Here is a 13,205-nt window from a genome sequence, read left to right on the forward strand (position 1 = left end):
ACACCACTGCCGTGCTAAAAATTGTAAGGCTGGCGCGGCGCGTTGCAGCTGCCAATTGCTACAAGCAGGTCGCCGCCGCCGCGCGACGCTGCAGCGCCACACCATCGTTTTTCTGCGCGTAGTAATCGACCCCCGTACCACCCGCCTGCGGGTAGACGTCGACGAACGCCTCGGCCCCGCGGGTATACACGGTCAAGCCACCCTGCTTGCGCGGCTCCAGGTAACCACTGGCATCGTCGCCGAACACCTTCTCTTCCTGCCAGCTGAACTGGATGCACTGGGCAACCAGCTGTGGCGCCTTGTGCGAGTCGAGGTGCGCAGTCGGCTTGCCGCCGCGTGCCGTTTCCATGGTCGAAGAAGCACAACCGACCAACATCAGCGCTGCGGCCATCGGCAGAATCGCACGCATGTTACATCCTCAGGGTTTTGAAAAAGAACGCGACTCTAGCACCAGCTGGCATCGCGAGTGAATTGTCGCGCACCTGCCGCTGTCGCAATAAAGGCATGACGTCAAAAGGAGACCGCCATGAAACTGCACTATCTGCTATTTGCCGCGCTGCCCTGCCTGCCTCTGGCTGCAACCGCCGCGCCTGCGCCCGAAGAAAGCATCACCGCGCCGGAAACCCACAACCGTGAGCTCAAGGTCGGCGACAAGGCGCCTGATCAGTACAAACGCGACGACGCGGCAATCAAGGACTGGAAAGCGAAGGGCCTGCCCGCCCCCGAGAAAGAAAGCCACTGGGTGCGCATGGGCGACCACTACGTGCTGGTGCAGACCACCAATGGTGTAGTGCTGGCGATCCAGTCGGGGTCCTGATTCAACCCGCCTCGACCAGCGCCGCCATGTGCACCGTGTTGCGCCCGGCGGCCTTGGCCTGGTACAGCGCCGCATCGGCCTGGGCCAGCAGGCTGGCAGTATTGTCCTCGGCGCCCGGCACCCCGCACCACAAGCCGACGCTGAAGCGCATCTCGATCTGGTCACCGGCAAAACAGGCGGGGCTGCGCGCAATGGCCTCGCGCAGCCCTTGCAGCGCCACCATCGCCCCATTGCGGTCGGTGCCTGGCAACAGCAGCAGGAATTCCTCCCCGCCGTAACGACCAAGGTTGTCGCCGTGGCGCAAACGCTGCTGCAGCTGGCGCACGCAATGGCACAGCACCTCATCGCCAGCCAGATGCCCATAGAGGTCGTTGATGCGTTTGAAATGGTCGATGTCGATCATCGCCACGGCCAGGCTGCTCTGTTGTTCGCGCGCCCGGTCCAGCTCCACGGCAAAGCGCTGCAGAATGGCCCGGCGATTATAGCTGCCGGTCAGCACATCACGCAGCGCAAGGTGCTGCAGGCGTGACTCGCTGCGCTCCTTGGCCATCAGCACCAGGCCGATCGAATACATCATCACCGTGGCGGTGCCAATTGCCACCGAAAAGCTCTGCTTGAGGTTGCTGGTGTCATAGCGCATTTCCACCGCCGTGCCATTGGCCACCGCGACTACGCGCATGCCCAGGCCGACCAGGCTGATCAGCGCACCAATCTCCAGCAGCAGGTGGGCCCTGCCCGGCCGTTCGGCGTGGCGCCAGGCCCAGTAGAGAATCAGCGAGCATTGCAGCATCAACACCAGCGTCGCCAGCAGCATACGCGGCTCCAGGGTATCGAGCAGCAGCATCAGCCCTACCAGCATGCAGGCCGGGATGACGAAGACAGTGCGCCAGGGCACCCGCTGCTCACGCACCCGGAACAGGCTGGCCGTGTAGAACGCCAGCGCCAGCGACAACAAACTGTTACCCAGGCCATAGCTGAGCCACAGCGGGGCCTGCGCATAGACGGTGTAGCAGACATACGCCAGGGCGTGCGCCAACAGCCCGCACCCGGTCAGCATCAGGTTGTCCCGGCGGTTACTGCGCCCGACCAGCAACAGGCAGAAGGCAAGGATGGTTGCGACCAGGGCAACGGCGGCGAACAGCGTGGGGGTGTGGGCGATCATCGTGATTCACCGTGTGGCAGGTTGCCGTCTTGGCTGCGGCTTGCCCTGAAGTCTAGGGCGCCATCAGCCGTTCGGCCATGACCGAACGGGACAGAACAGCAACCCGCAGGCTCGCCACCCATCGCCTCCAGCACATTTTTTTGCCCGCCCGGGAAACCAAATGGATCATTCCCAGTCTGAAGAAGTGCCCCGTAAACCTTTGCGGATCAAGGACCTATATCGTGATATCGCGTATTGCAAGCCTTTCGCTGGTTGCCGTTGTGCTGTTGACCGCCGGCTGCCATAGCCATCGTTATCATAACGACGACGATGGCTGGCGTGACCGCGACCGCGGCCATCGTCACCACCATCGGCATGACCGCAACGATGACGATGATGACAATCGTCAATACCGCGGTGACCGTTACTACCGCTGAAGCGTCTTTGCAACCCTGACTTGCCGCCCCCTGTTTCGCGGCACCTTAACCTGATGATTCCTTTGAGGTTCGTATCATGCGTCTGACTCTGCCTTCCATTGCCCTCGGCCTGTTGCTGTGCCAGGGCGCTTTCGCCGGTGACGGTACCGCCGCCATTGGCGGTGGCCTGGGTGGTGTGCTGGGTAACGTTGTCGGCCAACAGCTTGGCGGCAAGACCGGCGCAGCCATCGGCGCTGGCGTCGGCGGCGCAGCCGGCAGCGCGGTAGGTGCACGCAAGGGCAACCGCACCGAAGCCGCCATCGGCGGTGGCCTGGGCTCGGCCGGCGGTTCGCTGCTGGGCGGCGCGGTAGGCGGCAAGACCGGTTCGACCGTAGGTGCCGGCCTGGGCGGCGCAGCCGGTGGCGCCCTGGGCAACCACATGGGCGACAACAACGGCAGCAGCAAGAAGCACCGCCGTCACCGCCACTGATCGACATCGAGGACTGAAAGGGCCGCACAGCGGCCCTTTTTGTTGCAGCACATCAACACCCCCTTCAGCACAAGCTGGCACACTGGCTGCTACTGTCTATCGTGCCCTGTGTGAAGGAACGCCCCCTCCCCATGAACCAAGAGCTGCTCTGGGTCCTTGGCCTGCTGGCCATCGTGGTCATCCTGTTCGTCATCAACCGCCCGCGCATGGACGTGGTCGCACTACTGGTGATTCTCGCCCTGCCGCTGCTCGGCATCCTCACCGTGGAACAGGCCCTGGCTGGCTTCAGCGACCCCAACGTGGTGTTGATCGCCGCCCTGTTCGTGATCGGCGAAGGCCTGGTGCGCACCGGCATCGCCTACCGCATCGGCGAGTGGATGAGCGAGCGCGCCGGCAATAGCGAGGCACGCCTGCTGGTGCTGCTGATGGTGGCCGTGGCCGGACTGGGGTCGATCATGAGCTCCACCGGCGTAGTGGCCATTTTCATTCCGGTGGTGCTGAGCATCGCCGCGCGCCTGCAGATCTCGCCCAGCCGCCTGATGATGCCACTGGCGTTCGCCGGCCTGATCAGCGGCATGCTCAGCCTGGTAGCCACGCCGCCCAACGTGGTGGTGCACAGCGAGCTGGTGCGCACTGGCGAACAGGGCTTCAGCTTTTTCAGCTTTACCCCGTTCGGCCTGGTGGTACTGGTGCTGGGGATCGGCTACATGCTGCTGACCCGGCACTGGCTCAATGGCGAGGTGCGCAAGGACGGCCGCGTGGAAAGCCGCCGCACCTTGCTGGACCTGGTGCTGGACTACAAGCTCAAAGGCCGTGAACGGCGCCTGCGTATCCGCCCCCACTCGCCGCTGATCGGCCACACGCTGGGCGAGCTGGAGTTGCGTACCCGGCACGGCGCCAACGTGATCGGCATTGAACGCCAGCACAAGTTCACCACGCGGGTGATCAGCGCCGATTCCAATACCGTGCTGCACCAGGGTGACGTGCTGCTGCTGGACCTGTTTGCCAACCGTGATGACCTGCGCACCTTGTGCCAGACCATGCAGTTGGAGCCGCTGCACTTCAAGGCGGCCTACTTCATCGACCAGTCCCAGGAACTGGGCATGGCCGAAGTGTCGCTGCCCCCCGGCTCGCAACTGATCGGCAAGAGCATTCTCGAACTGGCCTTCCGCACCCGCTACGACCTCAACGTGGTCGGCCTGCGCCGCGAACAGGCGGCCATCGAAGCGCAACTGGTGGAAGAAAAACTGCGCCTGGGCGACACCCTGCTGGTGGTCGGCCCATGGAAGGCCGTGCGCCTGCTGCAAAGCCAACCCAAGGACTTCCTGGTACTGAGCCTGCCGGCAGAAATCGACCAGGTGGCGCCCGCCCGAACCCGCGCACCGCAAGCATTGCTGAGCCTGGCAGTGATGGTCGGGCTGATGGTGAGCGGTGTCGTACCCAACGTGATCGCGGCGCTGATCGGCTGCCTGCTGATGGGCGCCGGCCGCTGCATCGACATGAACAGTGCCTACCGCGCCATCCATTGGCAAAGCCTGGTGCTGATCGTGGGGATGCTGCCCTTTGCCAAAGCCCTGCAGCAAACCGGCGGCATCGACCTGGCCGTAGGCGGGCTGGTCAGTGTATTGGGAGGTGCCGGGCCTGGCGCCATCCTGGCCTGCCTGTTCGCGGTCACGGCGATAATCGGCTTGTTCATTTCCAACACGGCCACTGCAGTCCTGATGGCGCCGGTTGCCGTCAGCACCGCAGCGCAGTTGGGCATGTCGCCCTACCCGTTCGCCATGACCGTGGCGCTGGCAGCATCGGCGGCGTTCATGACCCCGGTATCATCGCCAGTCAACACGCTGGTGCTGGGCCCCGGCCAATACCGCTTTGCCGACTTCGTCAAGATCGGGGTGCCATTCACGTTGCTGGTAATGGTGGTGACAGTGGTGATGGTGCCGTGGTTCTTCGGCTTGAACTGAAATGGCAAAGAGTGAAGGCAATTTGGCATTATTCCAACCAATCGCGGCAGATTGACATCAACTCCCCTGACGAAACACACTGCCGGGTAATTGCCCCAGGTGCTTCGAAGGCGTTTTCCTGGATTTCGTTTCCGCTTGTCGGTCGAGCCCATGGTTTTTCCAGCCCAATCGCGCTTGTTGCCCTACATTACCCTGCTGTGCCTGACGTTTGCCCTCACCCTTGGCGGCATCCTGGCACGCCCGATCGAATCGCTGTCGTTGTTCTGGCCGGTGAATGCCGTATTGGCCGGCGTGCTCTTGCGCTACCCCCGTCTGGCCACGCTGATCGGCTTCAGCCTGGTCTGGCTGGCCATGATCGGCGCTGACGTGCTGTGCGGCAGCGCCTGGTTGCCGGCCTTGTGGTTCAACCTGTGCAACCTGGCCGTGGTGACTACCCTCTGGCAGCTACTGTCGCGCGTGCCGCGCCTGCACCGGCGCATGCGCACCCCACGCGGCGTGCTCAGCGTGTTCGCCGCCTGTGCCGCCGCCGCGCTGGTAGCGGCCAGCATGGCAGCGGTAATGGCCGCGCCGTGGTTCGAGCAATCCTTGCGTGCCACGTGGCTGGCCTGGTTCAGCGAGCAGTTTTCCACCGGCGTAATGGTGCTGCCGGTGCTGCTCACCGCGCCCTCGTTGCGCGCCCTGGGACGCGGCGGCGCCCAAGCCATCCGCCTGGCACCGCTGGTGGTGCTGCTGGCCTCGCTGGCGTTCAGCATCGCCTTCGGCGGCCCCGGCGCGATTGCGTTCCCGATCGCCGCTCTGCTGTGGTGCGCCTGGACCTACTCGCCGTTCATGGTCGCGCTACTGGCGCTCATCGCTGGCAGCACGCTGATCGTGGCCGTGGCGCAAAATCTCATGCACTTCATTGTGCCGCAAAGTGGGCCCGGGGTGACCACGCTGATGTCAGCGCGCCTGGGCATCGCCATGCTGGTGCTCGGGCCGCTGGTGGTGGCCTGTGTCAGCCAGGCCAATCGCAGCCTGATGGCCCGCCTGGCGCATCAGGCCAGCGTCGACCACCTGACCGGCGTGCTTACCCGCAGCGCCTTCACCCGCCGCGCCAACGCGCTGCTGGACAGCCGCCAGCAGCACGCCCAGGCACTGCCGCTGACCCTGATGATGCTGGATATCGACCACTTCAAGTCGATCAACGATGCCCACGGCCACGCGGTCGGTGACCAGGTGCTGCGCCAGTTTGCCGGCACCCTGCAAGACCAGCTGCACAACAGCGAGTTGTTCGCGCGGCTGGGGGGCGAGGAGTTCGTCATCATCCTCCCTGGCCTTGCCCCTGAACGGGCCAAGTTCACCGCCGAACGCCTGCGCCGCGCCGTGCAGGACCTGCATGTGATACAGGCCGACCAGCGCCTGCAGATCACCGTCAGTATCGGCCTGGCCGGCTGTGACGCCGACCTGCCGGCGCCCAGCCTGGACGAGCTGCTGGCACGTGCCGACCAGGCGCTTTATCGGGCCAAGGCCCATGGCCGCAATCGCATCGAACAAGCCGAGGCGCAACGCCAGGTGATCTGACCCAGGGTTGCCTAGCCAACCAGCAAGTCCCACGACAGTTTGGCGATCAGCACGCACAACAGCACCAGGAACAGCCCGCGCACAAAGCCGGCACCCTTGCGCACAGCCAGCCAGGTACCGGTAAGCGCGCCAAGAATGTTGCACGCAGCCATAGGCAAGGCAATCGCATACAGCACGTTGCCTGTGGGCACGAAGAACACCAGCGCCGCCAGGTTGGTGGCAATGTTGACCACCTTGGCCGAGGCCGAGGCATGCAGGAAGTCCAAGGCAAAGAAGCGGATGAACAGGAAGATCAGGAAGCTGCCGGTACCCGGGCCGAACAGGCCATCGTAAAAGCCGATCGCGCCGCCGATAAGCACCGCCAGGCACTGTTCCTTGCGGCCGATTTTCGCCGGTTTGTGCAGTGTGCCGAAATCTTTCTTGCAGAAGGTGTAGATGGCCATCAGCACGATCAGCACCAGCACCGCGGGCCGCATGACGCTGGGCGGCACCAGCGAAACCGTGGCGGCACCGGCGAACGACATGACAAAGGCGCTGAGCGCTGCCGGTACGATCAGCCCCCAGTCCAGCGTCACCTTGCGGATGAACGAGCGCGCGGCGAAGGCTGTGCCACATATCGAAGCCAGCTTGTTGCTGCCAAGCAATGCCGCCGGTTGCGCAGTGGGCAGCACGTTGAACAGCGCCGGAATCTGGATCAGCCCGCCACCGCCCACGGCGGCGTCGATCAGCCCGGCGGCGAAGGCAAACACGCAAAGCACAGCAATATCGATCATGACGCGGTTCCAGGCAGTTAAGACGCCTGCAAGGCTAATCAAAGTGGCGCACTTGTGGTGAAATGCCATATTGCGAAAACTGCAACAAGGAGCAGGCAATGGCATTGGACATGCTGAGAGAAATCCAGGCGTTCGTCAGCGTGGCGCACAAGCGCAGCTTCGTCGCCGCAGCCCGTGCGCTCGGGCGCTCACCCAGCGCGGTAACCCGTGCTTTGCAGACCCTGGAAGACAACGCCGGGAGCAAACTGCTCAACCGCAACGCCAATGCGGTGACCCTGACAGAAGCAGGTGAGCGCCTATTACCCCACGCCGAACGGTTGCTGGATGTGCAACGCGATGCCGCCGACGAACTGGCTGCGCTCAGCGGCAGCGCGCAAGGCTGGATTCGCTTTGCCGTGCCGCAGTTGCTGGGTGAACACGTGCTGCCTGGGGTGCTCGCCGAGTTTACCCGTCGCCATCCGCAGGTGACCCTGGACGTACAGTACAGCGATGAAGCCCTCGACCCGCTGCAGGGCAAATTCGATTTCGTGGTGCGCGGCGCCTTCCCGCAATCGAGCGAGCTGATCGGCTACCCCCTGTGGGCCTACCAGCGCTATCTGTATGCCAGCCCGAATTACTTGGCTCTGGCCGGCACGCCCCGGAAACCTGAAGACCTCGAAGGGCATGCGCTGATCCTGCACACCGCCCCGCGCATCCTCAAAGCCTGGCATTTTTGCCACGAGGGCCAGATCACCAGCCTGCGCCCAAGGCCCAGGCTGCGTCTGGGCTCGGGCGATGCGGTGTACCACAGCACCCTGGCCGGCGCCGGCATCGCCCGTCTGGCCGCCTGGGTGGGCGAAGCGCAGGTCAAGGCCGGGCACCTGGTGCGGGTGTGCCCGCACTATCGGCTGACATCCAGCAGCGGCCAGGATCCGCTGATGCATGCTGTGTACCCCGCCGGCGAGCTGCCCGCGCGGGTGCGCGACTTGCTTTCTGCGCTGCGCAGCGCCGGCCCCGGTCAGTGAAACCGCCTTGTCGAAAACGACTGTTCAAAATCTGCTCAATTTAACAGAGCCCACCGTGGGTCTGGCTTGCAGCACTTTATCCACAGACCTACCCACGTTTTTTGTGGACAGATTTCCCAGCGCAAAGAACGACTTATCGCACAAGCAGCAATGCCGAATTGGCCAGTTTCACCAGCTCGATCCACTCCAGTGTACTGATTACGCCGGCGCGCTCCAGCACCTCGGCACTGCGCAGTGCCTGCTCATAATCTTGTTCATCAAGGGAGCCTTCGGCGAGAAAACGGCTACGCCACTCCAGCATGGCTGAAGTGGCTATGTTGCATTCCATCAGTGTGTCGGCTCCAAGGCAAAAAGACCGGCGCGAGTGCGCGGCGGCGGCAGACTACACGAGGCTTTTGGGCTTGAGAATGACTTGCCGCTACCACTTGTCCAACAGTGGAAGGCGGGAGAATACTGGCCATTTGGTCAGGTGTTGGGCCCGTCGGTTGAAGTAGACGGGCCGCGTTGGGAAACTGCAGTTTAAGTCAGTTTGGCGGGATGGTGCCAAGAATACCAATCAGAATGGTCAGCAGCAGAAAACCACCCAGGAACAGCGTCAGCTTGCCCATCGGAACCTCTACAGTGTGATGCGGGGATGGACATATTGTCGGACCTGGGCTGATACGGTTACAGATTCAGGTTTATGGAAAAAAAGCGGATCAGATGAACTGCGCAGGCTAACCCGCCAGTAGTCTGGGCATCCACCGTTACAGCCGCCAGCGCATTCGCCTGACAGCCCGCACGGTCAAGGCATGGCCTTGCTGCAGCTTTTTGCCAGTCAAGTCAGCTGCTGAAGTTTTTCCGCCGGCAGCCAGCCTAGCTCGCCATTGCCGTGGCGTCGGCACCACAGCCAGCCGTTGAGCGGGCGCACGCACTGCACCAACTGCCCAGGGTCGGCGTCCAGTTCATGCGCGCAGTAATGCTCCAGCGCCCTGCCCTGGCCAACGCTGAGCCGCTCGATCACCTGGGCGGGCACCCAGCCCGATTCCTGGCCGGTGCAGCTGCACAGGTACCAGTCCTGCCAGCCTGGCTCGCCTTCATAGCGCGGGCCGATCTCCAGCAACGTCCCCTTGGCGAAGCGGATGGGCCGCGGATATTCGCTGCGGTGGGGTTCAATGACAACGTAATGCATGGGGCCGCTCCCTGGCCGGAAAACCATCAATCCTAGCAGAGGCCGGAACGCCCGCAGAAGCGTATGCGCAGCGCTTTACGGGCAAATACGAGTACCGGCTGATCAGCGGTGGCATCGGCCACAACCTGCCGCAGGAAGCGCCGCAGGCGTTTGCCCAGGCGGTGGTGGATGCAGATCACCTGTAGGCTGCCGGCGGCATTTGCTACAGAACGTTTCAAAAGCGCAGCAGGCGCAACGTTGAGCCACGATGAGCGCCTGCTGTGCCGAAACCGATTGAGCCCGGCTAAAAACGGGGCGTGGAGCGCGATCAAGCGGATATGAATTGAAACGTAGCTTGTAGGATCTTTTACCGTGCGCTGTAGGGGGAATCGAGCCAACGGGATTTGCCTGTATGAAACATCAGTTTCTCCGGCAATTTCGAGCTGCTACGGTCCATTTTTCCTACAACGGCACGGAGGCCTACAGCATGAGAAAAGCATGGACACATACAATGCCTCGGCCCTGAAGCTGCAGAAAACCTTGCTCAGCCTGCGCCTTGAGCGTGATCGCCTGAAAACGGAGGGCAAGGACCAGGAAGCCAATGCCCTTGCGGGGCCGATCGCGAAGCTGGAAGCTGCCCTGCGGGACTTGCCGGACGACCTGAAGCCGGGGACGCTGCAGTGACCACCGGAGCAGATAGACCCTGATCCGCCTCAACTGGCGTCGAGGGGGCTACGGCGCAGGCCCTTGGGCCCCGCGCCAAAGCAAGTCACCGCAAAGGCAATCAGCAACGCCCCCGTCCCCAGCAGAAAGATCAGTTGCTGGTTGGAGCCCTCCACCAGCATGGCAATCAGCGCCGGGGTCACCGCCGCAGCGCCCATCAGGGTGATACTGACCAAAGGCGTGAGCTTGCCAGTCGGATCATTGGTCGTGATCAGTGCCATGTAATACGACAACGACAGCACCCAGCCAAAATTGATCAGCAGCAGCGCGACAAACAGCTGCATTGGCGTGCGGGTATGGCCGGTCAGCATGGCGATCGAGATAAACACCGCCACCAGCCCCACGGCGATCATCAACTGCCGATTGACCCGTGCACCCAGCAAGCTCGGCAACCCCGCACCCGGCAAGCCACCGATCGCCGAAAGACCAAACGCCCAGCCGATATCGACGCCGGCAATGCCCTGGTCCCGCGCCAGCTGATCAATGAAGCCCCACACGCAGTAGATGGCCACCTGCATGAACAACATGCCCAGCAGCGCAGTGCGCCCCGTGCGCGCCGAACCACCCTGGGCGGGCGAACCTTCGCCACTGGCCAGCGCCACTGCCGGGCGACGCGGCAGCACCAGGCTGGCCCCGCAGATCAGCAGGTACCACAGGCCAAATGCGCACAAGGCGGTCACCGTACCGCTCTGCGCGGCAAGCAGCGGCAGCGCTGCGGAGAACAGCGAGTACTCCGGGGTCTGCAGCAACAGCATCAACCCGAACGAACGGTCCTGATTGGGCAGGCGGCCCAGCGTCGACACCGCATAGGCATATACCAGCCCGGCACAGGTGCCAGCCCCCATGCGCACGGCCAGCAGCATCGTGTTGCTGGTGGTGAAGGCAGTGGCAATGCTCAACGCCACGCACAGCGCGCCAACCAGCAGGCACAGGCTGCGACCGCCATGGCGCTTCATCAGCAGCGGGCACAGCAAGGTGCCCAGCGTCATGCCGATCATCTCGACCGACACCACCCAACCCTGCTGGTCGAGCGACAGGCTCAGTTGCTCGGTGACCAGCCCCATGAAGATAGGTTGTACGCCACAGACAATGAACGACGTACAGGCAATGAAAATCAGCGCGGCACGCAGCAGCTTGGAATCTTGGGTCATAGGGGGACTCCGACACAGCATTTGTTTTTATTGTTTGTGAAGACCAGCCCTGAAAGGCGCCGTAGCAGTCGCCTGGGCTGATCCTGGGAGCAATGCTGGGCCGAGTTCGAAAGGTTTGAAAGTTAATTATCGGCATCGGGTTCAGTGGGTTTTTTAATGCAGGCAAACGGCACACACCTGCATCCAGAAACGCACTGCATGCAATCCTGATAATTAATTTGTGACATGACCGCATCCTCCCTACCGTGGGACATCACCCAAGCCTCAGTGAAAAGGCCCGATCATGAACGACCGTGAGTTCATCAACGCCATCGATGCCGATGGCCTGCCCCTGCACATCGCTGTTACCAACGGCCGCATCACCCACATCGGTCCGCTGCGTGCCAGCAGCCCAGCCCGCGAAACCATCGACCTGGAAGGCCTGCTGGTGCTGCCCGGCTTCGTCGACGGCCATATTCACCTGGACAAGAGCTTTGTCGGCGACCGCTGGCGACCGCACCAACCTGTCGCCAGCCTGCGCGAGCGCCTGGCCGTGGAAAAACGCGAACTGGCCAGCGCCCCGCCGATCGTCGAGCGCGCCGACGCGCTGATCCGCCAGGCCGCCTCGTTCGGCACCCTGGCCATGCGCTGCCATGTGGACGTGGATGCCAGCACCGGCCTGAGCAACCTGCGGGCCATGCTTGAAGCCCGCGACAAGTGGAAAGAGCTGATCGACATCGAACTGGTGGCCTTCCCCCCAGGCCGGCGTGGTGACCTGCCCCGGCACCGCCGAAGTGATGGAAGCCGCCGTGCGCGAAGGCGTGCAGGTGGTCGGCGGCATCGACCCGACCACCCTGGACGGTGACGCCGAAGCCCAGCTGGATATCGTGTTCGGCATCGCCGACCGGCATGGCGTGAAAGTGGACATCCACCTGCACGAGCCCGGCGATATCTGCATCGCCCAACTTGAACGCATTGCCGCACGCACCCAGGCACTGGGCATGCAAGGCCTGGTTGCGGTCAGCCACGCCTATGGCCTGGGCGATGTAGCGGATTCAGTGGTCGACCGCACCGCCGAACTACTGGCCGGCGCGGGCATCTCGATCATGACCAACGCCCCTGGCGACCACGCCTTCCCGCCTGTGCTGCGTTTGCGTGCTGGCGGCGTGCGCGTATTCACCGGCAACGACAACATCCAGGATGCCTGGTGGCCTTACGGCAACGGCGACATGCTGCAGCGTGCGATGCTGGTCAGCTATCGCTCGGGCTTTAACACCGACGAAGAACTGCGGGTTGCGCTGCACATGGCGACCGAGGCCAGTGCCGCGGTGATGGGCAAGCAGGATTACGGCTTGAAGGTCGGCAACGAAGCCAGCTTTGTCCTGTTCAAGGCTCCGAATGCCGCGGCGGCGGTGGCGGCAGCCCTTCATGAGCGAGTGATCGTGCGGCACGGCGCATTCTGGGGCGGGCCCGCGCAGTTGCAGTTGCAGGCTGCGCAGTTTGCAGCAGAGCTGCGGCGCTAGCGCAAACAATCGGCCAACGCGGGCGGGTCCGGGTGCGACCTTGTACCGCGAAGGCCATTCACCGCCTCACCTGAACTTTGGCGTCCCGGCAGGGCCTTCCGTTGATACAGGAGGAGCCACCATGAACCCATCGAAAGAGCTGCACGCCACTATCATCTGCCTGCAGGCCGACAAGATTCTGCTGGTGCGCCAGGAGGCTTCAGTGTGGTCTCTGCCTGGCGGCAAGATCGACCCCGGCGAAACACAGCTCGAAGCGGCACACCGTGAGCTGTTTGAAGAAACCTGCTTGCACCTCACTGATGCCCAGTTTCTCGGACATAGCGTGCTCCAGTACGAAGAACACTGGGTCTATCGCATGACCGTCCCGGCGCCGATGCAGCCCCAGCCCTCGCATGAAATCGTCGAGTGTCGCTGGTTTTCGGCCGACGAGTTTCATCAAGTCACGATCAAGCCAACCCACATGGAGCTGCTGCGACGAGAAGGCTTTGTCTCCGCCGGAAAGTAATACGGCGAA

The 13,205-nt window shown here is 63.1% G+C and carries 14 protein-coding genes and 2 pseudogenes; 10 read left to right on the forward strand and 6 right to left on the reverse strand.

Features of this window, described 5'->3' with window-relative positions; translation table 11 throughout:
• Positions 1-58: 58 nt before the first annotated feature.
• Complete coding sequence (locus tag HP546_RS00650) at positions 59-409, reverse strand: hypothetical protein (protein ID WP_172218647.1); 351 nt, start codon at positions 407-409, stop codon at positions 59-61.
• 117 nt (positions 410-526) lie between these two features.
• Between HP546_RS00650 and HP546_RS00655 the strand changes: the two genes are divergently transcribed.
• Positions 527-817 (forward strand): RcnB family protein, encoded by a 291-nt coding sequence (locus HP546_RS00655; protein WP_172218649.1) that lies wholly within the window; start codon positions 527-529, stop codon positions 815-817.
• A gap of 1 nt (position 818) precedes the next feature.
• On the opposite strand, the gene HP546_RS00660 is transcribed toward HP546_RS00655, so the two are convergent.
• Complete coding sequence (locus HP546_RS00660; RefSeq protein WP_172218651.1) at positions 819-1,979, reverse strand: GGDEF domain-containing protein; 1,161 nt, start codon at positions 1,977-1,979, stop codon at positions 819-821.
• Between the two features lie 224 nt (positions 1,980-2,203).
• Between HP546_RS00660 and HP546_RS00665 the strand changes: the two genes are divergently transcribed.
• From HP546_RS00665 to HP546_RS00680, 4 genes are all read left to right on the forward strand, one after another.
• Complete coding sequence (locus tag HP546_RS00665; protein WP_172218726.1) at positions 2,204-2,395, forward strand: hypothetical protein; 192 nt, start codon at positions 2,204-2,206, stop codon at positions 2,393-2,395.
• A gap of 76 nt (positions 2,396-2,471) precedes the next feature.
• Positions 2,472-2,864 (forward strand): glycine zipper domain-containing protein, encoded by a 393-nt coding sequence (locus HP546_RS00670; RefSeq protein ID WP_172218653.1) that lies wholly within the window; start codon positions 2,472-2,474, stop codon positions 2,862-2,864.
• 131 nt (positions 2,865-2,995) lie between these two features.
• Positions 2,996-4,828: an SLC13 family permease gene (locus tag HP546_RS00675; RefSeq protein WP_172218654.1), complete on the forward strand. Its 1,833-nt coding sequence runs from the start codon at positions 2,996-2,998 to the stop codon at positions 4,826-4,828.
• Positions 4,829-4,963: 135 nt separating this feature from the next.
• Positions 4,964-6,388, forward strand: a complete 1,425-nt coding sequence (locus tag HP546_RS00680) for a GGDEF domain-containing protein (RefSeq protein WP_172218656.1) — start codon at positions 4,964-4,966, stop codon at positions 6,386-6,388.
• A gap of 11 nt (positions 6,389-6,399) precedes the next feature.
• Here HP546_RS00680 and HP546_RS00685 read toward each other — a convergent pair whose 3' ends face one another.
• The gene (locus HP546_RS00685; RefSeq protein WP_172218658.1) at positions 6,400-7,161 is read right to left on the reverse strand and encodes a TSUP family transporter; all 762 of its coding nucleotides are present in this window, start codon (positions 7,159-7,161) and stop codon (positions 6,400-6,402) included.
• Between the two features lie 98 nt (positions 7,162-7,259).
• Between HP546_RS00685 and HP546_RS00690 the strand changes: the two genes are divergently transcribed.
• Positions 7,260-8,165, forward strand: coding sequence for a LysR family transcriptional regulator (locus HP546_RS00690; protein ID WP_172218660.1), 906 nt, complete (start codon positions 7,260-7,262; stop codon positions 8,163-8,165).
• Between the two features lie 133 nt (positions 8,166-8,298).
• Here HP546_RS00690 and HP546_RS00695 read toward each other — a convergent pair whose 3' ends face one another.
• Positions 8,299-8,493, reverse strand: coding sequence for a hypothetical protein (locus HP546_RS00695; protein ID WP_172218662.1), 195 nt, complete (start codon positions 8,491-8,493; stop codon positions 8,299-8,301).
• 489 nt (positions 8,494-8,982) lie between these two features.
• Entirely contained in the window at positions 8,983-9,336 is a 354-nt protein-coding gene (locus tag HP546_RS00700) for an SH3 domain-containing protein (protein WP_172218664.1), read from the reverse strand.
• 50 nt (positions 9,337-9,386) lie between these two features.
• On the opposite strand from HP546_RS00700, the pseudogene HP546_RS31225 reads away from it, so the two are divergent.
• Positions 9,387-9,521: pseudogene (locus HP546_RS31225) on the forward strand (alpha/beta hydrolase); the annotation flags it as partial.
• Between the two features lie 292 nt (positions 9,522-9,813).
• Positions 9,814-9,999, forward strand: a complete 186-nt coding sequence (locus HP546_RS00705) for a hypothetical protein (protein WP_172218666.1) — start codon at positions 9,814-9,816, stop codon at positions 9,997-9,999.
• 29 nt (positions 10,000-10,028) lie between these two features.
• Here the strand turns inward: HP546_RS00705 and HP546_RS00710 are convergent, their stop codons facing one another.
• Positions 10,029-11,189, reverse strand: a complete 1,161-nt coding sequence (locus HP546_RS00710; protein WP_172218668.1) for an MFS transporter — start codon at positions 11,187-11,189, stop codon at positions 10,029-10,031.
• A 283-nt stretch (positions 11,190-11,472) separates the two neighbouring features.
• Here HP546_RS00710 and HP546_RS31665 point away from each other — a divergent pair.
• Positions 11,473-12,691: pseudogene (locus HP546_RS31665) on the forward strand (amidohydrolase family protein).
• Positions 12,692-12,812: 121 nt separating this feature from the next.
• Entirely contained in the window at positions 12,813-13,196 is a 384-nt protein-coding gene (locus tag HP546_RS00720; protein WP_172218670.1) for an NUDIX domain-containing protein, read from the forward strand.
• The last annotated feature ends 9 nt before the right edge of the window (positions 13,197-13,205 follow it).

The organism is Pseudomonas sp. CM25 (assembly GCF_013179705.1).
Classification (GTDB): domain Bacteria; phylum Pseudomonadota; class Gammaproteobacteria; order Pseudomonadales; family Pseudomonadaceae; genus Aquipseudomonas.

Excerpts from the sequence above, each read along its gene's own strand:
- HP546_RS00650 (WP_172218647.1), bottom strand. The coding sequence starts at position 409 with ATGCGTGCGATTCTGCCGATGGCCGCAGCGCTGATGTTGGTCGGTTGT.
- HP546_RS00655 (WP_172218649.1), top strand. The coding sequence starts at position 527 with ATGAAACTGCACTATCTGCTATTTGCCGCGCTGCCCTGCCTGCCTCTG.
- HP546_RS00660 (WP_172218651.1), bottom strand. The coding sequence starts at position 1,979 with ATGATCGCCCACACCCCCACGCTGTTCGCCGCCGTTGCCCTGGTCGCA.
- HP546_RS00670 (WP_172218653.1), top strand. The coding sequence starts at position 2,472 with ATGCGTCTGACTCTGCCTTCCATTGCCCTCGGCCTGTTGCTGTGCCAG.
- HP546_RS00675 (WP_172218654.1), top strand. The coding sequence starts at position 2,996 with ATGAACCAAGAGCTGCTCTGGGTCCTTGGCCTGCTGGCCATCGTGGTC.
- HP546_RS00685 (WP_172218658.1), bottom strand. The coding sequence starts at position 7,161 with ATGATCGATATTGCTGTGCTTTGCGTGTTTGCCTTCGCCGCCGGGCTG.
- HP546_RS00690 (WP_172218660.1), top strand. The coding sequence starts at position 7,260 with ATGGCATTGGACATGCTGAGAGAAATCCAGGCGTTCGTCAGCGTGGCG.
- HP546_RS00695 (WP_172218662.1), bottom strand. The coding sequence starts at position 8,493 with ATGGAATGCAACATAGCCACTTCAGCCATGCTGGAGTGGCGTAGCCGT.
- HP546_RS00700 (WP_172218664.1), bottom strand. The coding sequence starts at position 9,336 with ATGCATTACGTTGTCATTGAACCCCACCGCAGCGAATATCCGCGGCCC.
- HP546_RS00705 (WP_172218666.1), top strand. The coding sequence starts at position 9,814 with ATGGACACATACAATGCCTCGGCCCTGAAGCTGCAGAAAACCTTGCTC.
- HP546_RS00710 (WP_172218668.1), bottom strand. The coding sequence starts at position 11,189 with ATGACCCAAGATTCCAAGCTGCTGCGTGCCGCGCTGATTTTCATTGCC.
- HP546_RS00720 (WP_172218670.1), top strand. The coding sequence starts at position 12,813 with ATGAACCCATCGAAAGAGCTGCACGCCACTATCATCTGCCTGCAGGCC.